At 37.8% G+C, this 25,643-nt stretch carries 27 protein-coding genes; 16 read left to right on the top strand and 11 right to left on the bottom strand.

The features are described 5' to 3' along the window. Positions 1–25 precede the first annotated feature (25 nt). The 3 genes from CH364_RS10735 to flgN are packed head-to-tail and all read right to left on the bottom strand — an operon-like array spanning position 26 to position 3,732. Positions 26–1,291, bottom strand: coding sequence for a flagellar hook-associated protein 3 (locus tag CH364_RS10735; protein ID WP_231292547.1), 1,266 nt, complete (start codon positions 1,289–1,291; stop codon positions 26–28). 5 nt (positions 1,292–1,296) lie between these two features. Further along, positions 1,297–3,210: a flagellar hook-associated protein FlgK gene (gene flgK, locus CH364_RS10730; protein ID WP_100743904.1), complete on the bottom strand. Its 1,914-nt coding sequence runs from the start codon at positions 3,208–3,210 to the stop codon at positions 1,297–1,299. A 9-nt stretch (positions 3,211–3,219) separates the two neighbouring features. Continuing rightward, a complete protein-coding gene (gene flgN, locus CH364_RS10725; RefSeq protein ID WP_100743903.1) occupies positions 3,220–3,732 on the bottom strand; it encodes a flagellar export chaperone FlgN in 513 nt (170 codons plus the stop codon). 86 nt (positions 3,733–3,818) lie between these two features. Here flgN and CH364_RS10720 point away from each other — a divergent pair, with 86 nt between their 5' ends. Beyond that, entirely contained in the window at positions 3,819–3,995 is a 177-nt protein-coding gene (locus tag CH364_RS10720) for a DUF1289 domain-containing protein (protein WP_100743902.1), read from the top strand. A 5-nt stretch (positions 3,996–4,000) separates the two neighbouring features. Here the strand turns inward: CH364_RS10720 and CH364_RS10715 are convergent, their stop codons facing one another. Then, positions 4,001–4,288 (bottom strand): LIC10235 family protein, encoded by a 288-nt coding sequence (locus tag CH364_RS10715; protein WP_100743901.1) that lies wholly within the window; start codon positions 4,286–4,288, stop codon positions 4,001–4,003. A 214-nt stretch (positions 4,289–4,502) separates the two neighbouring features. Here CH364_RS10715 and CH364_RS10710 point away from each other — a divergent pair, with 214 nt between their 5' ends. Next, positions 4,503–4,838, top strand: coding sequence for an Mpo1-like protein (locus CH364_RS10710; RefSeq protein WP_100743900.1), 336 nt, complete (start codon positions 4,503–4,505; stop codon positions 4,836–4,838). A 1-nt stretch (position 4,839) separates the two neighbouring features. After that, positions 4,840–5,430 carry a hypothetical protein gene (locus CH364_RS10705; protein WP_100743899.1) on the top strand — a complete coding sequence of 197 codons (591 nt, stop codon included), beginning with the start codon at positions 4,840–4,842 and terminating at the stop codon, positions 5,428–5,430. Here CH364_RS10705 and aat read toward each other — a convergent pair. Next, positions 5,408–6,073, bottom strand: a complete 666-nt coding sequence (gene aat / locus CH364_RS10700; protein WP_100743898.1) for a leucyl/phenylalanyl-tRNA--protein transferase — start codon at positions 6,071–6,073, stop codon at positions 5,408–5,410. The genes CH364_RS10705 and aat overlap by 23 nt on opposite strands. Then, positions 6,070–6,801 carry a hypothetical protein gene (locus CH364_RS10695; protein WP_100743897.1) on the bottom strand — a complete coding sequence of 244 codons (732 nt, stop codon included), beginning with the start codon at positions 6,799–6,801 and terminating at the stop codon, positions 6,070–6,072. The genes aat and CH364_RS10695 overlap by 4 nt, the downstream gene beginning before the upstream one ends. A 12-nt stretch (positions 6,802–6,813) precedes the next feature. Here CH364_RS10695 and CH364_RS10690 point away from each other — a divergent pair, with 12 nt between their 5' ends. The 13 genes from CH364_RS10690 (at position 6,814) to CH364_RS10630 (ending at position 19,610) form a co-directional block, all read left to right on the top strand. Continuing rightward, complete coding sequence (locus CH364_RS10690; protein ID WP_100743896.1) at positions 6,814–8,001, top strand: hypothetical protein; 1,188 nt, start codon at positions 6,814–6,816, stop codon at positions 7,999–8,001. After that, entirely contained in the window at positions 7,982–8,356 is a 375-nt protein-coding gene (locus CH364_RS10685; protein ID WP_100743895.1) for a hypothetical protein, read from the top strand. The genes CH364_RS10690 and CH364_RS10685 overlap by 20 nt, the downstream gene beginning before the upstream one ends. A 65-nt stretch (positions 8,357–8,421) precedes the next feature. Next, positions 8,422–8,925, top strand: a complete 504-nt coding sequence (locus CH364_RS10680) for an RNA polymerase sigma factor (RefSeq protein WP_279306199.1) — start codon at positions 8,422–8,424, stop codon at positions 8,923–8,925. After that, entirely contained in the window at positions 8,909–9,268 is a 360-nt protein-coding gene (locus tag CH364_RS10675; protein WP_100743893.1) for a hypothetical protein, read from the top strand. Before CH364_RS10680 ends, CH364_RS10675 begins: the two co-directional genes overlap by 17 nt. Before the next feature lie 7 nt (positions 9,269–9,275). Then, positions 9,276–9,656, top strand: coding sequence for a hypothetical protein (locus CH364_RS10670; protein ID WP_100743892.1), 381 nt, complete (start codon positions 9,276–9,278; stop codon positions 9,654–9,656). A 69-nt stretch (positions 9,657–9,725) separates the two neighbouring features. Continuing rightward, positions 9,726–10,400, top strand: coding sequence for a response regulator (locus CH364_RS10665; protein WP_100743891.1), 675 nt, complete (start codon positions 9,726–9,728; stop codon positions 10,398–10,400). Further along, on the top strand, positions 10,393–11,757 hold the full coding sequence (locus tag CH364_RS10660; protein WP_100743890.1) for a HAMP domain-containing sensor histidine kinase: 1,365 nt from the start codon (positions 10,393–10,395) through the stop codon (positions 11,755–11,757). The genes CH364_RS10665 and CH364_RS10660 overlap by 8 nt, the downstream gene beginning before the upstream one ends. Positions 11,758–11,808: 51 nt before the next feature. Continuing rightward, positions 11,809–12,963: a bifunctional glutamate N-acetyltransferase/amino-acid acetyltransferase ArgJ gene (gene argJ, locus CH364_RS10655; protein WP_100743889.1), complete on the top strand. Its 1,155-nt coding sequence runs from the start codon at positions 11,809–11,811 to the stop codon at positions 12,961–12,963. Then, positions 12,960–14,228 (top strand): hypothetical protein, encoded by a 1,269-nt coding sequence (locus CH364_RS10650; protein WP_100743888.1) that lies wholly within the window; start codon positions 12,960–12,962, stop codon positions 14,226–14,228. Before argJ ends, CH364_RS10650 begins: the two co-directional genes overlap by 4 nt. Continuing rightward, positions 14,225–16,594: a PP2C family protein-serine/threonine phosphatase gene (locus CH364_RS10645; RefSeq protein ID WP_100743887.1), complete on the top strand. Its 2,370-nt coding sequence runs from the start codon at positions 14,225–14,227 to the stop codon at positions 16,592–16,594. Before CH364_RS10650 ends, CH364_RS10645 begins: the two co-directional genes overlap by 4 nt. An 18-nt stretch (positions 16,595–16,612) precedes the next feature. Then, entirely contained in the window at positions 16,613–17,491 is an 879-nt protein-coding gene (locus tag CH364_RS10640; RefSeq protein ID WP_244280408.1) for a M50 family metallopeptidase, read from the top strand. A gap of 57 nt (positions 17,492–17,548) precedes the next feature. Beyond that, positions 17,549–18,481: a UDP-glucuronic acid decarboxylase family protein gene (locus CH364_RS10635; protein WP_100743885.1), complete on the top strand. Its 933-nt coding sequence runs from the start codon at positions 17,549–17,551 to the stop codon at positions 18,479–18,481. Between the two features lies 1 nt (position 18,482). Further along, the gene (locus tag CH364_RS10630) at positions 18,483–19,610 is read left to right on the top strand and encodes a Re/Si-specific NAD(P)(+) transhydrogenase subunit alpha (RefSeq protein WP_100743884.1); all 1,128 of its coding nucleotides are present in this window, start codon (positions 18,483–18,485) and stop codon (positions 19,608–19,610) included. Positions 19,611–19,670: 60 nt separating this feature from the next. Here the strand turns inward: CH364_RS10630 and CH364_RS10625 are convergent, their stop codons facing one another. The 5 genes from CH364_RS10625 to CH364_RS10605 are packed head-to-tail and all read right to left on the bottom strand — an operon-like array spanning position 19,671 to position 25,589. Further along, positions 19,671–20,582, bottom strand: a complete 912-nt coding sequence (locus CH364_RS10625) for a lysophospholipid acyltransferase family protein (protein WP_100744728.1) — start codon at positions 20,580–20,582, stop codon at positions 19,671–19,673. After that, complete coding sequence (locus CH364_RS10620; RefSeq protein WP_100743883.1) at positions 20,579–21,112, bottom strand: phosphatase PAP2 family protein; 534 nt, start codon at positions 21,110–21,112, stop codon at positions 20,579–20,581. Before CH364_RS10620 ends, CH364_RS10625 begins: the two co-directional genes overlap by 4 nt. After that, positions 21,109–22,422 (bottom strand): histidine--tRNA ligase, encoded by a 1,314-nt coding sequence (gene hisS / locus CH364_RS10615; protein WP_100743882.1) that lies wholly within the window; start codon positions 22,420–22,422, stop codon positions 21,109–21,111. The genes CH364_RS10620 and hisS overlap by 4 nt, the downstream gene beginning before the upstream one ends. Positions 22,423–22,449: 27 nt before the next feature. Next, entirely contained in the window at positions 22,450–23,574 is a 1,125-nt protein-coding gene (locus CH364_RS10610; RefSeq protein ID WP_100743881.1) for a DUF1577 domain-containing protein, read from the bottom strand. 2 nt (positions 23,575–23,576) lie between these two features. Continuing rightward, positions 23,577–25,589, bottom strand: coding sequence for an OmpA family protein (locus CH364_RS10605; protein WP_100743880.1), 2,013 nt, complete (start codon positions 25,587–25,589; stop codon positions 23,577–23,579). Positions 25,590–25,643: the final 54 nt, after the last annotated feature.

Genomic DNA, 25,643 nt, shown 5'->3' with positions numbered 1-25,643 from the left:
TAATATAACCGTCATTTAGTTTCCGTTACCGAAGGAAATCCATAAGAGTTGGTTTGATGATTTTAGAACCGACATTGAGCGCATAACTATGAATTGTTTCTAACCACTTCATATTCATAATTGTTTCCGGGAAATCGATTCCTTCATTTTTAGCAAGAAGTTCTGTCATATACATCTTATCGTAAGAAACACGTTCTTCATGTTGTTCCAAACGATTCATACGAGCACCAATGGTTGACCGGTGGCGGAGGATATTTTCCAAAGCCAAATCCAAATCACCCAAATCCCTACCACCAATTCGTTCTTGGTCTTTTTGGATTAAGTCATTTCTTAGTTGGATGAGAACATCAAATACAGAAAGTCCAGTGACTGTTGCCGACTTAGAAAAGTTATTCGGTGGTTCGCTGGCACTTGGTTCAATCAGACCAATGTCACGAAGTACAGTTCCTCCATCCACATCCTCCAACCAAATTTGGTGAGGTGCAGTGGAAGAAATCGAAATGTTATCTTGGGCCAGTTTACTTGCTTTGACTTCGAGTGGAGAGTTATTGATTTTATCAATCACATCATCAATCGTATCACCGACAGAGATATGAATCTCCACCCCATCAATTTTGAACTTTTGGTCGGAAGTGGCTTGGTAAGCCGAGTTATCCACTTTGGAAGTGACACTGACGTTGGTTCCCCAAAACACTTTATTTCCAGGAATCGTGATGGGAATGTATTCGCCCTTTTCGATTTCACGGAGTTGTTCACCGATATCACCGCGATACTCAACGCCCACATATTGGTTTTTGAGTTCTAGGCCTTGCAGACCCTTAATTTTAGATTCAATTGGTTCAAAAGGTGGTCTTTCGATCACATGACCACCAAACAAAGGTTGCCCGGTAGCATCACGAGCATTCGCAAGATCCACAATGGCACGTAAATGTTGGTCGATCTCTTTACCAATCGCCACTTCCAATTCAAATCCCTTGTCCCCTTGATAAATTCCGTTTCCGGCCTGAACTGTAAGGACACGAGCCCTTTGGAAAATTTCTCCCATTTTGTCTAGAACACCATCAATCTGTTGTAACCTTTGGTATCCGTCCCCAATGTTTTCTTCATATTGGGAAAGTTCGTTCAGGCGAGAACGAAAGTACATTTGGTTTGTGGCCGCACCCGGATCATCGGATGGTTTCCGGATTTTTAATCCTGTACCGAGTTGGGTTTGGGTTTCGTCCATCGCCACTTGGTGGCGGTTTAAGTTCCGCACCAAGGAATTATTTTGCATCATGTTAGTAATTCTGATCATGATTATACACCTAACCTATTGATGACGAGATCCAACATTTCATTGAGTGTGGAAATCATTCTTGCGGAAGCATTATAGGATTGTTGGAACTGAACCATATTGGCCATCTCCTCATCCAAGTTCACACCCATCACCGACTGACGCATGTTTTCTAGTTCCACCATCAGTTCATTTTGAGTGGTATACTCTTGTTTTGCTTCTCGTGCCTCTGTTCCAAGTCTTGAGATGAGTGAGTTATAAAAATCATCCGTTGTTTTGGAATAATCAAACATCACCGGTTTTTCACGTAGGGCCGCTGCGATGAGAAGGGCATTCGATCCATCTTTTTGCCCATTAGGCGAATTGTAATCGCCAGATCCATTTACATCTTTTCCACGAGCGGCCGCAATGTTTGCCGGATTGTTTCTCACATCCTCAGACATTTTGAAGAATGAAGAAGGATGATACATCGGTGTGAGAGTGATGTCCTGGGCATTAGCTTGGAATTTGTTGATCTCACCTACTTTTCGGTAATCAAAAGATCCAGCCACTCCCGTCGCCGTTAGAATTCCTGTAAGGCCCACAAGAAGTTCCCCTGAATCTTCCAAGTGACGAATCATAAAGTTTTCTTTTTTATCCAGCGGGTTCGTGGTTGCTTTTAGCGCCAACTGGTTGTCATGCGACATATAAGCCACAACACCAGTTTCCGAACGATTGATTCGTTTGATGACTGCATTCAAAGTATCATCTTTGGAGTAAGGAACTAAAATTTCAGTTTCTCCCCCAGGACTTGCTTTTAGAAAACGCATGGTTCCGGAGATTCCAATCGGACGATCGGCATCAATTGATGTGCGACCTGTCACACGAAACACAGCCGTTTTATCATTTAATCCATCCCCATCGGTATCAATTTCACCAAAGGTATTGGTGGCAAGGGCTCTGCTTTCAAAAAAGTTAAGATTGGTTTTTCCATTCAAACCAAATCCATCTTTATGGATTTCGTTGATCACATCCATCGCATTGATGGCAAGGGCATCCACCGCATTGATTTTTTCGACAAGGATTCTGTCTCTGATTTCGTATAAAGCTTGGATACTTCCCTTTCGAAGAAGGACTGTATCACCAGTCTCAGACCATTTTAAATCCAGAAGGCCATCGTTATTTGGATTTCCGACCAAATCAATTTTATGAACCTTTTGACCTTGGACAAGAATCTGTTGGCCAATAAAAACCATTAGTTCGTCTTCATCACTGCGACCAATGGTAATGTCTGCCATTCCCGCAAGTTCTTGCAAAAGTTCATCCCTTCTGTCTAAAAGGTCATTGGGATTATCACCTAATGCTTGTGATTTTGTGATTTTCTCGTTCAGAGATTTGATATTCTCTGCGACTGTATTCAAATGATTTACTTTGGATTCGATCTCACGATTGGACTGGTCACGTAAGAGAGAAAGTTTGCGATACACATCTTCCATTCTGGAACCAAGGGCTTCCGCCTTTTCTTGGACCACGGCTCTATGTGCGGTTTCTTCAGGATAGTTAGAAAGATCTTCCCAAGAAGACCAAAACTGATCCATCATAGAACGAAGTGTTGTTCCTGTTGGTTCATTAAAAACAGTTTCTACTTGGTATAAATAATCATTCTTTTTTCCCCAATATTCTTTGAGAGAAGAAGAATCAATGATACGGTCATCAATGAAATTATCACGAACTCTTTCGATTTCGGAAACTTTGACCCCTTGTCCAATTTGTCCCGGAACCTCAGCTCTGTTGAACGCAGGTTCATAAAGAGGATCCATACTGTTCATGACGACTCGTTGGCGAGCATAATGTTTGTTATCCGCATTGGATATGTTATGACCTGTAGTTTGGATCGCTTGTTGGTGGACCGAAAGTCCTCGTTTTCCTATTTCAATTCCTTGGAATGTTGATCCCATACGATTCTCCTAGGCAGTCGCGTTCAAAATGATCGCGCCTTTTTGGCCCTGCCCACGCCTTGTCGGTTGTTTGTGTGAGGTATAAACTTTTTCTCTGGATAACTCTTGCAAAGAGTCAACTGTTGTTTGCAAAAACTCTTTTCTTGTTTTTAAGAGTTTATCGTTTGTGATGATGGCATCTTTCAGATCCGCCACGACCTTCTTTAATTCTAAAGCAAAGGTTTTGAGTTTAAAATTGGATTCACGATCCATTTGGTTTAAAAAACTAGTAAGTGTGATGGAAGATTCGTCTTTTGTGAATTTTTCCTTTTCGTACACATCTTCGATGGCCTTCATTCGAATTCGTTCCAATTCGGAGGCTTCTACCATAATATGATAACTATCTTTGACAAGGGACTCGAGGGCTTTTCCGTCCGCAGAATGGATGGCCGCTCTTTTTTTGCCTTCCAATTCCAGAAGGCGCTTGTAACAGTCTATTTCATTAGTAAATAAACTTCTAAGTGATTCTACCCAATCCAACATGCGAATTCCTTTTCCCTTATGGGAAGGATCGACGGATTCCCAAACTAGCTTAGGAAAATTTATAAAAATTTACTATTTTCAGGCCTATGTCACTAAAATCGCCTTGTACCAAAGTTTGTATGATGGACCCAGATTCAGGGCTCTGTGCGGGCTGTTTTCGAACCATCGAAGAGATTGGAAATTGGTCTAGGATGACCGAGGAAGAGAGAGAAATAGTTTGGAGTGAGCTCCCGCATAGAAAGGCGGGAAACTCTCTCAAATAAATCGGTTACTTAGAACCTTTATCAATCTTATTGCGGTGTTCTTCGCACAATCTATAGAGTTGGTCTGTAGATGGATTCTTCTTTGTGACTTTTTTTCCGCATACAATACACATCCCTTGGGCTCTTCTTCGTTTGTATAACAACTGAACTCGCTCGGCACCGGAAAGATTGTATTTACTGATTTGAAGGCGAACCCCTTTGACCAAATAGCTTCCAATAGCAGACTCTTCGCCTTTTTTAAGTTCGGCAAAAATCTTGCTCAGCTCATCCGGTTTAATCGATTTAGGTTTCATACATTCTCCTGCTTTCTTTGTAAAATTAACTCTCTGTTAGATTCTAAATGTTAATGCACATTAGTCAGTACCCACTAACGCGCAACACAAATTTGAAATCATATCCGAATTATCGAATATAGACGAAAAAACTAGGGATAAACTCTAAGATTAGAATCATTTTTGTCTTGGCAAAGTACAATTATTGATTAAGATCAAGTGTAAGGAGTCATACATGGAAAAGAAATACAAAACACTCAAAGATTTTTTCCCTTTTTATTTAGAGGAACATAGCCATCCGTTCAATCGTGCACTTCACTTTGTTGGATCAAGTCTAGCGTTAGGATGTATCCTTGGATTTTTATCTACAGGTAAATTTTATATCTTAGCCTTTGCTCTTGTTAGTGGGTATTTCTTCGCATGGATAGGACATTTTTTTGTGGAAAAAAACCGTCCAGCTACCTTTACCTATCCATTTTATTCTTTTATCTCCGATTGGATCATGTATTTCAAAATGTTAACCGGTCGCATTGATGTAGAATTTGCCAAAATTAAGTCAAATAAAGGATAAGATGAAACTTGTTCTCAATTTATTTGTAACTGTTGTTTTGTTCATTGGTTGCCAATCGAAAGATGTTTCTAAACAAGAGATCACATCACTCCGAGATGGGAACCATGAAAATTTACCTAGTTTTGCGAATCTTGTTTTACCAAAAATATTAGGACAAGAATTCAAACGATTCGAAACAGAAATAGACAAAGACCAAAAACACGAAGCACAGATCATCTATGGAAGTAATTCAGCACTCACATTCAATGATGCATCGGATTACAGAAAAACAAATACTGAATACCATAGTTTGGTGCTCCTTCGTATTGGTTATGCTTTGGCACTCCACCAGTTCCACAGACTTTCCTTAAGTCTTTCTAAACCTTTTTTCATTCAGGGAGAAAACAATCCTGATGCAGAAATCCAAGAAGCCGAAATTTTTAGAACCACCATTTCCAAAGCTGATTTGGATCTTTTTTGGGAAAAGCATCCTAATTTTGATCCCTATCGCGCTCCGAAGTTAGGTGAAAAGGAATGGAAAAGTGTTACCGGCGAAGTTCAAAAATTGTGGAAAGTGGAGTTGGATGAATTTAGTCGTGTGAAGGTGGAATGATCCAAGGTTCACATTCACCTAATGCACGTTCCAATCGATCCAAATAAGATAGTTTAGGAATTTCATACGCACCCAATTGCCAAGTTACATGATTGAGCTGTTGGGTGTCAAAAAGTTCAAATTGTGACTGGTTTAATTTTTCGAATAAATGAAATAAACCCACCTTTCCTGCATCGGATTCAAAGGAAAACATACTTTCCCCTGCAAAAAATTTGCCGATTGCAACTCCATAAACTCCACCAACCAAAACATTCTCTGAGTTCCAAACTTCTACTGAATGCGCCCAACCTAACCTGTGTAACTCTGCATAACCTTCGATAAAACCAGGTGTGATCCAAGTATTATCTTTTTCTCTATATGAACATGCTTGCATCACAATCGAAAAGGCTTCGTTATAACTGATGCGAAACTTATTTTGTTTTACTTTTCTCTGAACGGTTTTAGAAAAATGAACTCTTTTTAAATCAAAAATAGCACGAGGGTCTAAACAATACCAGCGGACAGGATCTTCCGACCAGGGGAAAATTCCGTGTTTGTATGCATATAACAAACGTTCTACAGAAAAATCCCCACCGACTGCCACTAAATCATCTTTCCAGGTCCTTGGGTTTTTAAAAAATTGATCGAAAGTCCTTTGTGTCAAGGTTCCAAAACTTCCTTAGGATAATCATAAACGATTTTTACTTTCAAACTTTTACCATTCTCATCATTGATATTGGAAAGTCCTTCAAATTGTAAAATCCTCCTGGTCCTGACATCATAAACTAAAAGAAAAGGTTTCACAACCTGTTTCAAAAGAAAATTATCAACCTCTAGTCGTAGATACAAAGCTGATCTTCCTTTCCATTCTCCATCTCGAATTTTTTCCACTGCGAACTTATAATCATCCAACTGAATGGGAGCAATAAAATGAAATGCCATCCTTTCTCCTTTTGCGAGAGGTTCCCAATTGTTTCTTACAAAATAATCAAAACCACCATCCATCACCGCAGGAGACTTTGGTGTGTAGGTTCTTTCAGAAAGAGAATCTTCTTTTTTCCGTTTGGAAAATAAACGAACTAACTTTCCTTTTACATCGGCACCTTCTATATATCCATCTCGAAAGTCCTCGGTTTTAAAAGTAGGTACTTCGGAGTTTTTATCGAACTCAATATGTTTCGTCCCAAAAACTTTTCCTTCAGCATCTTTGTACTGGATATCTGAATAGATGTGTTTTCCATTATTATAATATTCTTTATGATTGTCTGAATATATATACTTCCCATTACTCAGATCGTATGCCTTTCCGTAGTATTGGTATTTAGCTTTTTCTGCCCATAAAGGCAAAAATGATGGAAAAACTATGGCAAAAAATAGAATTTTACGTATCATACTGCTTAGACCATGAAAAAATACCGACTGACCGACCAAAGGACTGTTTTGGGAATCGTTTCCAAACTAACAACAACAGTTCTCCAAGACAAGGATACCAAACAAAAGTTTACTCTCCAAAATCCTATGGCTGTCAATGATATCCTCAAATCGGTCCACATCACAATCTCTACTACAGAACCGATCCTGCAGAAACCAAAATCCCTAGTTTGTGTTCTCAAAGAAAATAGAGTCGAACTCCGAGTCAAACCTGTCAATCCCTACCAAGATGATTTACTTCAAGTCTATGAAATTCTCATCGAACCACTAGAGAGGTCTGCCAAACGAGCATCCATCGAAGACATTTCCGCTTATGAATTGAAGATGGCACTAACCGCCGATTTGGGGACAGTAATTTCAATTTACGGAAAAACATCAATCATCAACCAAACATTGAACCAATGGCAAATCCACCTGGAACAAATTCTAACAAACAATGGCTACTTTATCAAAAAAATTCAAATTGGATTTTATTATGCAGCTGACACCCAACTTATGGAAGCCCTTGCTACTTCTAAAGCACCATATTACGTGCGTGATGCGAATCGTAGGATTTTTTATACAGACAGAGGTTTTTTTAGTCCCAAAAAACTTAGCGAAATTTATATTCGATCCTACTTAGATTCACTTCTTTTGAATAATGCAAAATCTACTTTGATTTTTCCCTTTTTCTCAAATGCAAAAGTTTTGCTTGGTTATTTTGAAATTATCAGTAATTTACCAGATTTAGGGAATGCTACTTTACAATCTAATATCGAAGGCCCAGAAGGAATTGGTCCCTTACTTAATTTTTTAGACCAAAAAGCAGAAGAATTCGTTTTTCAATTGGAATTCGCCTATGCGAAAGATTGGGAAACGATCATTCGCACAACACCCGTTAGAGATATTAGCCAGGATGGGCGTGGAATTGGGATGGCCTTACCTGTTGGAACTAATATTGAAAATCGAACATTAGGTTCTCCTGTGTCTTTCCAGATGGTCATCAATTCTTCACCTTATACTTTTTACGGAAGTCTCAGAAGTCTAAAAAAAGGTGATTCCGATACAACAAATATAGGATTACAAATTTTCCAATGTGACAAACCAGAAGGGATGTCTCTACTGAGTACATATGCATCTAATTTAATCGGAGAAGCTGTGTATGACTCCAGAACAATATGAAACAATTATAAGTTTATTAACAGAAATCCAAAAAGCTGGGGGATCCGATCCTTACCGTTTGGTTTTGTATTTAGTTCCCAATGTGGGAATCATCTTTGGTACCACACTTTTGTTTTTTTTGTTTCAGTGGTGGCATAAACAAAAAATGGCACTCATTCAATCAGGTCAGTACAAACCTTGGAGTTTTGACATCAGATTGTATTCATTTTTCCTAGGTCTTTTGTTGACATTCACTGGTTTTGCCTTATCGTTTGTATTTATACTCGTCTTAGGAAGTTCTATGGCGATGTTAGGAGGGTTAATCCCATTCGCAATTGGACTCGGTCTATTGACCTTCTACAAAATGTACCGGTAGAGTCGGTGCAACGAATCTGCAATGAGGAAGATTGGAATTCTATCCAATCGATCTTACGAGGAGACGTGTCCCAATTCGAAGTTCTAATGAAACGATACCAAGGTATGGTATTTTCCCAAGCCAAAAAAGCCTTCCTCACCGATGAAGAAGCTGAGGATTTCACTCAAGAAGTATTTTTACAAACTTATGAATCTCTCAGTAAGTTTCGTGGTGAATCACAATTTTCCACTTGGTTATTTCAAATTGCAAGATTTCGCCTAACAAAAGTTTTTAAAAAGAAAAAACTACCAATTGTCGACTGGCAAGAAGATATCTCAATTGTTGCAGATAAGACCGGACCTTCTGTTATTGAAATTTTAGATAAAGAAGAAACAAGCCATACTTTACGTTCACTCATTTCGAAATTGCCAAAATCTTACCAAATGCCGATTCTCCTACATTACTTTGAAAACAAACCTCTCAAAGAAATCGCATCCGACTTAAATATTAAACTTGGGACAATCAAAAGCCATATTTCTCGAGGGAAGGATCTTTTAAGGAAATGGTGGTCACATGAAATCGAAGTTTGATTCCAAATCGAAAAGCGGAATCCAAGTATTTCGCCATCCAGATCCATTTTTAAAAAATTCCGATGCCCCACAGGTAATCCGCTTGCGAGTGTTAGGACAAATTTTGCCTCTTAAGTTTTTATTTTCCTCTGTTGGTCTTTCTATTTTGTTATTTATGATCCCAATGGGAACTATGTTTTTATCTGTTTTTTATCATGAAAATACAGGATTACTTTTACCAATTTTGATAAGTTCCAGTTTGTTTTTCTGTTTTTATTCTCTGGTGCTTGGCTTTTTACTCCTCAACACAAGAATTCCTTTTCTGAATGAATGGAAAGAGAAACTTGGATTTGAAGAGGTCTAAAGTATTCGTGAAAGGTTTATTGGTTCTCCCATTTCTTATTTTTGCCGTTTCTCTTTCTGCCGAGGCGTTGCCATCTGCGGATGAATTTTTAAAAATGGATTTGGATAAGGCACTCCCTCTCATCGAATCCCTATCAAAAGAAGATTCAAAAGTCCTGGTTTCAGACCTCCGTACAGAAATTAAAAAATCCTACCCCAAGGCAGACCATTTTTACTTTCTCATCTCCCACTTGGAAGAAATCCAAGCCATCGAAAAAGAACAATCCCGACTTCGCTCCCTACTTTGGGTGTATGGACTGGCCTTCTTTTTGTTTTTTGGATTCCTAGGTTTTTTGTTACTCAGACAGCGCCAGGCCATCCGAGACATCAACCAAATGCTCGACAAGTAGATATATCGTTTCTTTGTAATCATTTTGTATTCTTTTTGTAATGAATCCCTGTTACTTTTGGATTAATTCATGAAAATACTAATTGTAGATGACGAAGAAGACATTGCAGGACTCATCCAATTCCATTTAGAGGAAGAAGGATTTCAGACTGAAGTTTGTCATAATGGGATGGAAGTCCTCCCACGTTTAGAAAAAAACTTACCCGACGGAATCATCTTAGATTTGATGTTACCAGGAATTGGTGGGATGGATCTTTGCAAACGGATCAAAGAAAAATACCCTCATATTCCTATTTTAATGGTAACAGCAAAAACTGGAGAAACAGATGTAGTTCTTGGCCTTGAGCTTGGTGCAGACGATTACATTCGTAAACCATTTAACATTCGCGAACTTGTTGCTCGAGTAAGAACCGTTACTCGAAGGACTACGGAACCTGGCCAAGAAGTTCAAGGAACCATTTCCACAGGAAAAATCCAAATCAATCCAACTGCACACAAAGTATTTGTGGAAGGCACTGAAATTGATCTTACTTTAATCGAATTCAAACTTTTACAACTATTCGCAGGAAATCCTGGAGTTGCTTTTTCTAGGGACAAACTTCTGGATCGAATTTGGGGAAAAGATGTTTTTGTAACGGACAGAACTGTTGATGTGAATATCAAACGTTTACGTGACAAATTGCTTTCCGAAAAAGAAAGATTAGAAACCATTCGCGGGGTCGGTTACCGATTCCGAGATGCGTAGTTTTTTTTCTACATTACTGTTACTCAACTGGGGTCTTTTACTTGTTTTACTGACCCTAGCCTTGGGTGTGTTTTATATCTACGATCTAGTTGTACCCGCAGTTCGCCCGCTCATCCTTTTTGGTTTTGTTTTAATATCTATTTTTGGTACTTTCTATATTTCGACTAACATTGCGATGCGAATCACAGATCCGCTGGCAACTGTCGAGAAAAAAACAAAGGAAATCAATGCGGGAGATTTTGGTGTTGAACTTTCTTCACCTGACATTCGAGAACTTGCAACTTTAACTTCTTCTATCAATGAAATGGCAAGACGACTCAAAGTGCAATTTTTGGACCTGACAGTTGAAAAAGAAAAATTTAATTATTTATTACAAAATTTAAAGGAAGGTGTATTTGCGATTGATCGAAATGAAAAATTTTTATTTTTAAATCGTAATATTTCTGACACCTTAATCCAGAAAAATTCCCAATTCAAAGACTATGTTCCTGCCATCAAAAATAAAGAACTCCTTAGTTTCATTAAGGATAAAATTCATCATGGTGTAGAAGGTAAAACAGAGTTCCAAGATGGACTTCATTTTTATACAGCTCGAATTTATCCAATCAAATCGGATTCTATGATCCAATTGTATATAGGAGTTTTGTCTGACATTACTGAAGATAGGCAAAACCAACTCATTAGAGAACAATTTTTTCAAAATGCTTCACACGAATTAAAAACCCCCATAACATCGATTAAAGGTTATGCAGAAACTTTGGAATATAAATTAAAACTTCCACAAGATTCAAACGAACGAAAATTTTTAGATGCCATACTCAGAAATACAGACAGGCTCATTCGAATTGTAGAAGATATGTTGACTGTTTCTCGGTTGGAAAATCATAAAACCGTTCTAAATCTCACTGAGTTTTCACTTTTTGATTTAGTAAAAAATGTATCAGAATCCTTAGGTGTCATTTACTCCCAGAAAAAACAAAATTTAGTTTTAGACATTCCTTCCGATTTTCGAGTAAAAGCAGACCGTCTCCTACTTGAAGATCTTTTGGTGAATTTGATATCCAATGCCTCTGCGTATAGTCCGGAAGGTTCCAATGTCGTTGTAAGGTCTTCTTCAACAGTTGATAAAAATCAAATCCAAGTGGTGGACCAGGGAATTGGTATTTCGGCAGAAGACGCCGAAAGAATCTTCGAACGTTTTTTCCGTGTGGATACCAACCGTTCCAGAAAAGAAGGTGGAACAGGCCTTGGACTATCTATTGTCAAACACATAGCTAGGCTCCATTCCGGAGAAGTTTCTGTAACTCCCAATCCCAAGGGTGGTTCTATTTTCACCTTTGAATTCCCCAAAAAATAGATTCTCGTAAGAGAAATCACTGGATAGAATATTGGTATCCGGTAGGTATTTATGAAGTTTCCATTGGGATTTTATTCCTTCGGCAAAAACATAGGGATCAAAGACACAAGTTTAGATTTTGCAGTCATTTATTCAGAAAATCGATGTCAGGCGGCGGCTGTGTTCACACGGAATAATTTTCCTGGTGCACCCATTTATGTTGGCCGTGACCATATCAAAGATGGGTATTTGCAAGCCATAGTCATCAATTCTAAAAACTCCAACGTTGCTACAGGTGAACAAGGAATCCAAAATTCCTACCAAATTTGTACGGAACTTGGCAAATCTTTAAATATACCACCAAAGGACATTCTCCCTTCCTCAACAGGAGTGATTGGAGTTCCGCTTCCTATTGAAAAAATACTTAATGCTTGTTCTACGGCAAAGGCAGATTTAAAACCAGGAAATTTAGATGAAGTGGCGGAAGCCATTATGACAACCGACACTCGTAAAAAAATCTCCTATCGCACGATCACAAACCAAGCTGGTGAAGGAGTGATGTTTGGAATTGCCAAAGGGGCAGGCATGATCGAACCGAACATGGCTACCATGTTGTCATACATTCTTTGCGATTATCTTCCTGAATCTGGTGACCTCCAAGGAATTTTGAAACGAGTAGTTGATGTAACCTATAATTGTGTTACCATCGATTCTGATACTTCCACAAGTGATACGGTAGTTCTTATGTGCTCTGGTGTACTTGGATCGATTCCTGATGATGTGTTTGAATCACACTTAAAAGAAATTGCAACTGATCTTTCCAAAATGATTGCCCGCGATGGAGAAGGTGCTTCCAAACTCATTGAACTAACTGTTTCCCATGGAAGAGATGATGGACAAGTGACAAAAATTGGGAAGTCTATCCTCAATTCTCCACTTGTAAAAACAGCAATTTACGGGGGAGATCCTAATTGGGGAAGGTTCGTAATGGCAATCGGAAAAGTATTCGATGAACCAATTCCATACGATTCTTTAGAAATCCAACTGGGCGGAATTTCAGTGAAAGGAGCAGACACAGACACCAAGTCAAAGTTAGCTGACTATCTAAAATCAAATGAAGAAATTCATATCTCCGTAATTTTAAATACGGGATCCTTTCAAAAAACTTTTTGGAGTTGTGATTTTACCGAAGGTTATATCCAGGAAAATGCTTACTACACAACATGAATTTTAATAAGTTCAAAAGTGCTTTCAAATATTTTTTACCGTCGAGTTATCAATTAAAACTTTCGGTTACAAATATCTTTACACGCACTTTGTTTATTTTTTTAGTTTATGTTTCGTATTTTCTAATTTTATCACAAATTCCTGATCAAATGTCTTATCATTTGGAACTGGCATTACTATTAACAAGTGCATTTGCACTTATCTTATATCTTCCTATTATTGAAAGACTCACTCGTTACATTCGCACCCGATTTTTATCAGAGTATTTAACAGAAGACGCTGAATCCTACCGACAGGCAATCAAACGGTTTAACTTTGATGCACTCATCAAAAACGTTTTTCCCGATATGGTAAAAATCACGGGAAGTCATTCTGGAACTATGGCTGTTCTCACACAAAATGGAACCTTTGCGTTCCACTCGTACTTTCGGGGCCGTCAAAAAAAATTAAGTCCAACAAAAGACATTATAGTCAAAACTAGTTTCCAATCCTTTTTACTCAGCAAAAGAAATGGGGCTTCGGTTGCCGAAACCTTTTCGCACGAAAATATAAACAATGACTTTATGGAACTACATGCGAATTACATTTACCCATTTATATTTAGGGAAAAATTATTTGGATTCATAGCCGTTTCAAACATTCCAAATGCAGATGCAACCCATAGTTTGTCCCTGCTAGCTGGACAATCGGCATTAACCATTCACAATCATATCCTTTCCTATCATATTTCAGAGAACAAAAAATACCAAAAGGAAGCTGCATATGCGGTGCGCGTACAAAACCTTTTAGAAACAGGAACCATTCCACAATTGATGGGTTGGAAAATTACTGCGTTCAAAAGAACCAACAGAAATCTAATCGAGTTTTTTCAAGTAGAAGATGGAAGTTGGTTTTTTGTGATCCTTAATACAGGAAAATCCTACCAACACATTGGTATTATACTTTCATATATATTAGGCGTTGTTTATTCACAGTCAAGACTTCGTATCTTAAAAGGTTTTTCTGATATAAAAACCTTAATACAATCCACCTTTCAAAAGTTAGATTGGAAAGAAAATTACGAAATGATTATAGGAAAAATTGGATATTCAGAACTATATATAGTTCAGGAAGGAAAACAATTCCGAATTACCAGAAATTCTGAAGAAGTTGTGGCCAGTATGGGTTGGAAAAATATGATCAATATGGATAAGGGCCCAATCATCATCCAACAACGCGGCGAACCTGTACTCAAATTTAGTTTCGAAGAGCCTGAAATCAAATGAGAGAACTTGCAATCACCATACTATCTTCTCTTTTGTTTTTTTTGATTCTTCTATTTTCCTTTATAGGGTTTCAAAACAATACAAAACGATTGCCGTTTTATCATTATCCATCAGGGCTCATTGTAAATATTGGTGATGAGAACCATACCCACTGGGGAAACTCGGTGATCCAGGAAGATTTAGAAAAATTTGAATCAATCACCGATTTCTCAAATATAAGTACCTTTCGGTTACATATCAAAGACCACAAAGGTGAAATTTATGAAGAAGAATTCAAACTAAAAACCATTCGCAAAACAGATGTTCTTGGAGTATTTTTTTCTGATTTATTTTTGGCATTTTTTAGTTTAGCCATCGCAGTTTATTTTTATTATTCCACAAGAGATGCATTAATCTTTGGTTTTTTCTTTAATTTTGGACTCGTGATTCTTTCTAATGTTTTTGTTTTAACATTTAATAATTCAATTTTCTTATTTGTTTTAACCTTATATTTAGGTAGTTTTTTACAATACCACTTGATCTACAGACTTCGAGGAAAAGAGATCAACTCAAAATGGCTTTTGCCTCAAATACTCATTTCCTTTATTATGGCAATGATCGCATCACAAGAAAAATATGATACGTTGCTAATTGAAAGAGTAGTTTTGGTAGCACATGCAATCACAGTTTTATTTGGCTCCATTAATATCTTTGCCAATGTTTACGACATCATCAAATCAAAACCGCAAGAAGAAGCTCTAGTCAAAAGAATTGTTTTGGTGTTTTCGATTTTTCTCTATGTAGCTCTTCCAATCAGTATTCTGTTTTTTGATGGTTATCCTTGGTTTTTTGTACATAGATCATTTTTTATCATTACATATCTCTTGTTTATTCTCTCTTTTTTTTATGGGACATACCGCTATACTTTTGTCCCTTCATTGGTCATTTTTACTCCGAGTATTGTCACTTTAATCCTAGTTTCTATCATTTTAGGAACTTACATCGGCTCTATATTTATTTTAGATTATATTCTTCCCATTCGATACCTAAAAGATCGTTGGGTTTTTAACCTCATTTATCTTTTTTTGGTTACTGCTTATTTGATTCCACTCAAACTCAGGGTGAAGGAATTATTTGATTACTGGTTTTTTGAACAAAATCCAAAACTCAGCGAAGGGATCAATAAAATCACCGGGCTTTTGTCTTCGCCACTTTCCATGCGAAAAACAATTCTCACTATCAATCGAACGGTAAAAGAAACTGTTAACATTTCTAATATAATTATTTTGATTCCTGGTGACCAATTCGCAAGTACCGATTTAAAAAACATCAACTTCGTAAGGATCTCTCCTCAATCAGAAATATGGAATTATTTCAAAAGTACAGATCGAGTCACTGTCACTTCCCATCTCGAATATGGAATTGGATTACGTGAAACCTTGTATAACTTTCTAAAAGGTTTAAATGTTCAATTAGCATTTCCGGCTTACGATTCTTCTTCTAACAAAAAGAACATCCAAGCAATGATTCTCATTGGAGAAAAGTTAGATAAAAAATATTTTTCAATTGGAGAACTTAAATTCATCAATGAAGTTGTAAAAATTTCCGGAATGTTACTCGAAAACTATAGTTTGTTAGAAGATGAAATTCAAAAACGAAAAATCGTTAGAGACATCCAAACGGCATCCATTGTTGACAATACACTCAGACTCATTTTACCAAGTGAAGTTAAGGGAATTGATTATGGATATATATCTAAACCAGCGGTTGGAATTTCTGGAGATTATTTAGATATCATTCCTGTTTCTCAAACAAAAATGATCGTTTTGTTAGGTGATGTTGCTGGACATGGACTCGGTACTGGTTTTTTAGTCAGTGCTATCAAAGGAATTGTGAGAGAACAACTTAGAAATGGTACTTCCCTTGAAGGATTATTTCGTGAGATCAATTCGTTTTTTCGAGCACGTTATAAAGGAAATGAGTTTATGACTCTGCTCGGTGGAATTTTTGATTCAAAAGAAAATATTTTTAAGTACGTGAATGCCGGTCACCTTTCGTTAATCGAAATGCGGGCCGATGGACAAATCAAATTACATTCGAAAACACAAAGGGTACTTGGAATTTTAGAAACCGATTACCACGCCCAAGAACTCAAATTAATCCCCGGAACTAAGCTTTTTCTTTATTCCGATGGAATCACGGAAGCATTCAGTGAAAGAGACGAAATTTTTGGTGAAGAGACGTTAATCGAATTTTTACATTTCAATGCGCAAAAAACCGTTAAGGAAATCCCGGCACTATTAGATGCCAAGATGACAAATTTTCGTGGGAACCGCGAACAATCGGATGATATTACATTTATTGGTCTTTCTTTTACACCCAATTAGCCGATATTTAAATCGATGATGGCAGAAAAACCAGTTAAGTTTGTCATTTTTCTTTCTTTGATTTTGAGTTTGGTTGCGTTTTGGGATCACCAATTCACATCTTACCTCAAAGAATTTGTCGTACTCATTCATGAAATTTGTCATGCCACGGCAGCTTTGTTTAGTGGTGGAGTTGTCAAAGGAATTGCCCTCCACGGAAATGAAGGTGGGGAAACAATAGCTGTTCCTGCTTCTTTTCGCGGTTCTTTCATTCTAGTTGTTTCTGCCGGATACATTGGTTCCTCCCTTGTTGGAGCATTTTTATTACGGCTTGGTTTTCAAGGACGACATGCTCGCCAAACAATGATTTTGTTAGGATTGTTTTTGATCTCCGTTAGCGTATTGTATTCCAAATTAGGCGAACTTGCTTACCTTACCGGAATTTTTTGGGGAGTGGGAATTCTTGTCACAGGAATGTTAGGCGAAACAATTTCAATTCTTTCCTTAGTTTTTTTAGGAACCAGTATTTCTCTCTATTCTTTATATGACCTCTCTGATTTTGCAGAAAGACTGACGGAAACTGATGCAGGAATTTTGGCATTTTGGATGGCTGGCCTTGGCCCCGAAGACTTACAAAATCAAGAAGTTCCGACAGTAGTTGTGGTGCTAGGATATATGATTGCCACCCTTTGGTCTCTTCTCAGCATCGGGATCATATTTATGTCTCTCCGAAGTTCTCTCAGCCACGAAGAGTCGCATGATTATCCACCGATGGAAGAAACATTTGAGAGGTTCCCCGGCGACCTTTCTCCAGAAGCAAAACTCTGGTTGGAAAAAAGGGGTGTCGATCCTGAAAGTGGCATCGTTTTGCCCCCCAATTTGTTCCAAGACTTCCCTCCCAAAGACAACAGTCCCTAGGCCTTCTCGCAAATTTTCATTTGCCGAGGACACAGACTTCATAAATATAGAATCTCAATGGCAAAAAGAATCCTTATCACAGGTGGAGCCGGATTCATCGGTTCCCATCTTGCAGAAACACTTCTAAATGAGGGAAACCAGATCATCGTGTTGGACAATTTCCATACCGGACGAAAGGAAAATCTGACACACCTTTTGGTTAATCCGAATTTTGAACTGATCCGCCATGATATCACGGACCCCATCAAATTAGAAGTAGACGAGATCTACAATATGGCTTGCCCAGCTTCGCCCGTACATTACCAAAGTAATCCCATCAAAACCATCAAAACAAATGTTTTAGGTATGATGAATATGCTTGGTCTTGCCAAACGAGTGAAAGCACGGATTTTGCAAGCCAGTACTTCCGAAGTTTATGGAAATCCACTTGAGCACCCTCAAACAGAATCCTATTGGGGAAATGTAAATACCATTGGGATCCGAAGTTGTTATGATGAAGGAAAACGTGTGGCAGAAACTTTGTGTTTCGATTACCACCGCCAACATGGAGTAGACATTCGAGTCATTCGTATTTTTAATACATATGGACCAAGGATGATTCCTGATGACGGTCGTGTGGTAAGTAACTTTATCGTACAGGCATTACGTGGAGAGAACATTACCATTTATGGTGATGGAAGCCAAACCCGTTCTTTTTGTTATGTGGATGACTTAGTTCGTGGAATCATTAAAATGATGAACACGGAAAATTTTATTGGACCAGTCAACTTAGGAAACGAAGGCGAATTTACCGTAAAGGAATTGGCAGAACTCGTGATCAAAGAGACAGGAAGTAAATCCAAAATCATTTACCTTCCTCTTCCACAAGATGATCCTACAAGAAGAAAACCAAACCTAAGTTTGGCGAAAGAAAAATTGAATTATTCAACGACCGTCCCGTTAGTGGAAGGCGTAAAAAAAACCATCGAATATTTTAGCAAAAGAGTATAAAATGAAAATAGGCGTAATCAAAGAACCATCTTATGAAAACAGAGTGGCAATCACTCCAGACGTAGTTGACCCACTTAAAAAGTTAGGTTTCACTGTTTCAGTGGAAACAACCGCTGGGGATAATGCATTTTTTTCCGATCAAGATTTTAAAGATGTTGGAGCAACAGTAGAATCAAGAGATTCAATCCTATCAGGATCAGACATTGTTGTTTCTATCCATGCATTGGATGAAGCAAGTGCCAAAAAAATTGGAAAAGATAAAATCTATATTGCTACACTATCTCCTCTTGCTTTTCCAAAAAAAGTAAAAGAAATCGCAAACGCATCTTTCAAAATTTTCTCTATGGATACGATCCCACGAATTACTCGTGCCCAGTCTATGGACGTACTCAGTAGCCAAGCAACTGTTTCTGGTTACAAAGCAGTTTTACTTGCGGCTTCTAATTACAGCCGATTTTTCCCAATGTTGACAACTGCAGCAGGGACGATCACCCCAGCAAGAGTACTCATCCTCGGAGCAGGTGTTGCAGGCCTTCAAGCCATTGCCACTTCTCGTCGGTTAGGCGCAGTCGTAGATGTATTTGATACAAGACCCGAAGTAAAAGAACAGTGTATGTCACTTGGTGCAAAATTTGTGGAAGTAGAAGGAGCAGCCGATGCTTCGAATACTGGTGGTTATGCGGTTGAACAATCGGAAGATTACCAACGCCGTCAAAAAGAAGCCATTGCCAAGTATGCAGAAAAAGCTGACATCATCATTACAACAGCTCTCATTCCAGGAAGAAAAGCTCCTCTACTCATCACAAAAGAAATGGTCGATAAAATGAGACAAGGTTCGGTGATTGTTGACTTAGCAGCTGTAAACGGTGGTAACTGCGAAGTTACCGAAAACGATAAAACAATCGTTTATAAAGGAATTACAGTCATTGGAAATTCCAACCTTCAAAGCACTCAACCGATGGATGCAAGTAAAATGTATGCAAAGAACATTGTGAACTTTCTAAAACTTTTTGTGAACAAAGAAAAACAGTTCAACATCAACTTAGAAGACGAAATCATCAATGCATGTATGATTGCTGAAAACGGACTGATTCGTCACAAACCCACACTTGCACTTCTCGGAGAATAACTCCGAGATTTAAGATTGGCATAGAAAGATTAGAATTTCACTTTTAGATTTTTAATCTTTCTATTGCTGATTGTTTTCGATGGCTTGCGGCTGGGTTCTCCATCGACGGTGGACCCAAAAGTACTGCTCTGGAAACAACTTAACTTCCCCTTCCAACGTTTTCGTCCAGAGTTCTGTATAATGCCGAATCACATCGTCTTTGGAAGGAAAAAGTTTTTTATCAACAAATCCCAAATCCTTAACCCGAACAATTACCTTTCCACCATCACCAGCTAACACAGAATAGTATAACATTTTTGCACCGGTTAGGTAGGCCATAAGTGCTGGGCCGACAAAAGTAGAAGCTTGTCTGTTCATAAACGGAACAAAAATTCCTGCTTTGCCAGCATTTTGATCGGCACCAAATCCAATCCAGTAACCTTGTTTGAGAAGTTTGATCACTTGAGTGGACTCTTGCACAGGAACTAAAACAACTCCGTTTTTAGAACGCATCCGTCGAAGTAATCGGTCGACAAAAGGATTTCTTACTTTTTTGTAAATTCCCCCGCCCTTCATTCGGATTCCTAAAAACTGAACTAAAATTTCCCAAGTGCCAAAGTGACCAGAAATCAAAATCACTCCTACTCCTTGTTTTTTAGTTTCCTCTTCGATTTGTAAACTTTCAGCATCAACAATTAAGTTTTCGTCCAGCCATTTTTTTGTCATCCGAGGTGCCCAAAGTGTATGTGCGAGAAGGATACCCAAATGACGATAATGAGCCTTAACTAAGTTGAAAATTTGTTCCTCTGTATAATCAGGAAAGGCAAAACGAATGTTATCAGCAGCAACCTTTCTGTGTTTTTTATCAAAAGGGTAAATGAGTTTAGTCAAAAAAATTCCATACGCCAAACACCACTTATACGGAAGAACCTTAAATGGAAAATAAAACAAATAAACAATTAAAAATGAAATAAAGTATCCAATCTGTTTCATAAAGTTACACAATATGGCCAAAGATAATAGTGAACTAAAACTGCTAAGAGTCCAATTCCAAAACCAATGACCCATCCTCCCACAATATCACTCACAAAATGATGTAAGGTAACAAGTCGACCTACACCTGCAAACAAACTGAAGAAAAAGAAATACGGAGTTTCATGAAAAGCAAAAACTAAAATTGTCGATACAACAATGGAATTTGCACTATGTGCAGAAGGAAAAGAATGTTTCATATCCGGATTTGAATCCACTTTTCCCATAACACTGACTAAGGGACGTTTTCTAGCGAAGTATTTTTTTAAAACCAGAACCAAACGATCAGTTAAGTAAGTAAAAATCAAAACAAAAGGCAAACTAATATAAACCGGTTTGTAGAGATCACTTAAAAACATAAGTGGTAACAAAACGAGTGCAAACATTTCCCCACGATTGACACGTGATAAAACCCAACTCAAACGTGGATGGTGGAGATTTTTTTGAATCCAAGTTGAAAACTTTAAGTCAATCGAAGAAATCAAATTCATTTAGAAAGCTCTTCTTTTATCTTTTGAAGTGCTTCCGAAAAAGAAGAAGTCCATTGGTTGCGTGTGGCCATATCTTTTAAAGTTACAGTACCCGCTTTGATTTCGTCTTCACCACGAAGTAAAATCCAACGGTACCCTTTTTTTTCAGCATAGGAAAGTTGTTTTCCCATTTTTTGAGAAAGTAAAGATACCTCGACAGCAATCTTTTCTTTTCTTAGTTCCCTAGCAAAGTTATGATTTTCCGCAAATGAAGATTCATCCAAAAGAGGAATGTAAACCGTAGAATCATTAGCAAAATTTGGTAACAAATTATGAGCAGTTAAAAAATTCTGAAGAGTTACGTCACCGAGTCCAAATCCAATTCCTGAAAGTTCTTCGTTAGAAAATAATCCAATTAAATTATCGTACCTTCCACCACCGTATAGCGAACGTTTGTTCTGCGGAGAAGTATCAAAAATTTCAAAAATAAAACCAGTATAATAATCAAAACCTCTTACCACCGAAGGATCAAAATACACAATATCATCTAATCCAATGGTTTTTAAGTCCTCAAACAATGTTTGGATTGTTTTTAAAGTTTCTTCTTTGATTCCAGGAATTTGGCTGAGTGTTTCTGTAGTGGCCGCTAGAAACAAGTTTATTTTTGATACTGCAGTTGGGTCATTTGGTATGGTTTTCGAAACAAGAGCAACGTATTCCTCTTCCGTAATTTTGTTTTTTTTGTCCAAAATTTTTGAGACTTCATGCGCTTGGTTCGGACTTACCTTCAGACCGTCTAACAAAAATTCGTCGAGAAGTGATCTATGGGATATTGTTACTTTGAAACTATTTCTTTCTGCCCCAAACGCAAAAAGAATATCACATGCTAAGGATAAAATTTCTAATTCAGCTCTCTGGCTTGTCACACCAAACATGTCCACATTCAGTTGCCAATGTTCTCTGAGACGACCGTGACCTGGTTGTTCGTATCTCCATAAATTAGGAATAGAAAACCAACGAATGGGGCGAGGAAGGTCTCGGAGTTTTTTGGCCACCATCCTAGCAACTGTAGGCGTCATCTCTGGTCGAATCGCCACTTCACGATCGCCTTTATCAATAAAATTATAAATCTGTTTTCCTACAATTTCTTCCCCGGTTTTGGCTCTATACAAATCCAAGGACTCAACCATCGGACCATCATACTCTTCATATCCGTAGGATCTGGCGACGTCTTTCATCACCGAAAATAAATAGTTACGAAGGCGCATATCCTCAGGATAAAAATCTCGAGTGCCTTTATAGTTTTCTGTTGTTAGTTTTTGTTCTTTCAATTTTGGCCCCTATTGAACCTGCGAAGTTTAACCAAAAAAATCAATGAGACTATGGTAAATCTCTTTGGCTTTTTTATCTCCGCTGACACCTGTGATCCTTCCACCCAATCGATAAAAATCATTCACCTCTTCTAGATGACGTAACTCTATCGCCATCCGAATAGGTGCCTGCAATTTGAAATTGATATCCAGGGTAAATGTTGGTTTCACTTTCAGTGCTTTGATAATTTCCATATCATTAACTTCCAAGGCAACTCCACCCCTGGAAACGTTGAGTACGTTTTGTCTGATATCAAGAATATGGGTATTTGAGTCCATAATTCTTTCTTGAAACGTACGTTCAACCTCTTTAAACAAATCCAAAACTTCACCTGGAATACCGGGTCTTTCAGTTTCGAGGGAAAGATATGCAAAAAAATGCATATCTTTCATTTGTATAAATAGAGGGTAATAAATAAAAGAGCCGATCTTTTTCTTTTTGTATTCTTGAACTTTATCATCCAACAAAAACTCATCTTCAAAAGTTTTTTTAGGATCAAATACATCTGGCGAAGGATAAGATTCGAATGTTTCCGTATCTAAAATAAAAATTGGTTTTTTATGTTCCTTCATCAAATCAATTTCATCGCTATGAATTGAAACAGAAAGAAAGACAACCTTTGACTGCGGATAATTTTTTAGAACCGTTCGTTGGATGTCAGAAAGAATCACCTGTGAACTAACTCCAGTTAGTTTCGAAAAATCTATATTTGTTTTTGCAACTAAAAAATTTGATGCAACCACATTCCCACGAACCTTTTCATTTCGAGGATCTTGTCTAGTCGCGAAAGTTTGCCTACGATCAATGATTTTACCAAGTAGCAGATTATCTTTTTGGTTGATCAGTTCATAATCCACTTCGACGTGAAAACTAGGTGTTGCTTGGACAGTAAAAATTGTTTCAATAAGTTCTGGAATCGTTTCCAATTCCCAAATATGCGCACCATCGGGACGTTCACCTTTGAACCTAACCCGAATGGGCGTATCGTAGCCTTTTAGAAACAATCCATTTCCACCCATCATTTGTTTAAAAAACTCAGGTAAAGTTTGTACTGCCTCTAAGGGGAGATATTCTCTATCTTGGTCGAAATGAATTTTTACACGGTTGATCATAACTAGTCTATTTTTTTGAAATTCACACGTCTATTTCGTGATCTTCCTTCCTCTGTTTCATTTTCTGAGATTGGCTGCGAATAATGATAAGCTTGCACTTTCATTCTTTCTTTAGGAACACCTTTCAATCTCAGATATTGATACACAGAAAGAGCTCTGTCTTCACTCAAACTGATATTGTATTCCTTATTCCCTATATTATCAGTATGTCCACCAATTTCTACTTTTTCATTCTTATGTTGGATGAGGAAGTCCGCAAAAAGATCTAATTTTTTCTTATCTTCATCACTCAATGTTCGTTCGTTGAACGGGAAATAAATAATTGTATTGTACAGATTATCAAAATCATTTAGATTTCTAAGATAAAGGACCGTTTCCTTTCCCTCCATAGAAATAATTTTGTCTTTGGCAAACAGGAAAGTCTCTTCTTTAAACCCCTTGGCTCTAACCAAAATCTCAAAATCCATAGTGGGTGATTTTTCTAAATCAAAACGGCTATCTTTCGATTCTAAAGATTTTCCTTTCCGAATGAGGTCATCAAAGTAATAACAAATTGCATTGGGGATTACCAAATCCGTTTTCCTATCTTTGACTATGAATCGAATTCCTTGGATAGTTTTATCTGGTCGTTCGTCTTTCGTAGGACGAATCGGTTGTAAAATGATTTGAGAATATTGTTCTTTATCCTTTCCGACATTCCCCCGCAAATCCAAAAGTAATTCGGTAGGATGGAATCCGGGTGAGGAAACTTCCACTCGATAGAGTTTTCCTGTTTTTATTGTTGTTCTAAAATTTTCGGCATCGGCGAGAGAAAGATCTCCTCCAATTCGTTTAGAAGTAATCACTTGGATGGGTTTTGTATCGTCGTAAATTTTTAATGTCGAATCAAGTCCGATCATAATGGCTTCGGAACCATCTAGGACAAGGCCGCGAAATACAAATTCATAAGTTCTACGTAAATCTTCCGGTACCATAGTTCGATAAATATCAAATTGACCTTCACCACCTGGCCTGTTCGAAGAAAAATAAAACCACAAATCATCAAAGGTAACAGAGATCCCTTCATTATCACTTTCTTCCCAAAGACTATAAGTCGAATAATCAGCAGGTGTATCAAATGGAAATCCAGTAGATTCGCCTGACAACTGTTGATTGGTATTAAATGGAGATCCTAATAAAACTGGAGATTCAAAACTATTTTGTAATTCATTGTATTCACTATAATAAAAACTAAACTTTCGGTTTTTATCACTTCGATTTGAGCTAAAATACAATCTTAGTCCATCCCAATGAAAGGTAGGACTAATTTCATCATCTTTTGTATTGATCGAAGTACCTATGGAAACAGGTTTTTGCCAAACGCCATCCCTACATTTGATTTTCGGTTTGTCTGGGTTAATTTCTTTTGTTCGGGTGCTCGGTTCTCGTTTGGAGATCCAAAGGTCAAACCCACCCAAACCTCCTGGTCGATTGGAAGAAAAGACCATAGAACACCCATCAGGTGAAATGGCAGGCATCTTATCTTCGAACTGTGAATTGATTTCACTTACATGAATCGGAATTGCCCAAAGACCAGTCCTTACATTGATTTTTGTATAATAGATATTTAAACCATCATACCCTTCTCGATTTTTTTTGGGATCTGCCTGTGTTTTATCACGAACAGAAGTAAAATAGAGTTCATATGGCTTTTCTTCTTCATCAAAAAGAATCGAAAACATTCCTTCAAAATTTGTTGTGTTCAGTTCACGAAAATTTTTTGGAGGAGACCAAACTGGTAATTTCATCCGGTCTGGAAAACTTAAGTTTTCAGAAATCCAGATATCCATACCCCCTTCTCCGCCAGGCCTATTGGATTGGAACACGAGGTATCTTCCCGTAGGAGAAATAATGGGGTTATACTCTACGTTTTGAGTATTCAGTGGCTGGTAAAACCTTACATCCTTCACCTTCGGTAAAGGCTGCGCCAGGATTGGGAGTGCCGAAATGATTAAAGATATAAGGATTTTTTTCATCTGCCGTCTCTCCTATGTATCGACCAAATGGAAATTTCTGCCAAGGGAAAAATA

This window comes from Leptospira harrisiae, from assembly GCF_002811945.1.
Classification (GTDB): Bacteria; Spirochaetota; Leptospiria; order Leptospirales; family Leptospiraceae; genus Leptospira_A; species Leptospira_A harrisiae.
Note: the sequence above shows the minus strand (reverse complement) of the source record. Positions and strands in the feature narration are given on the sequence as shown.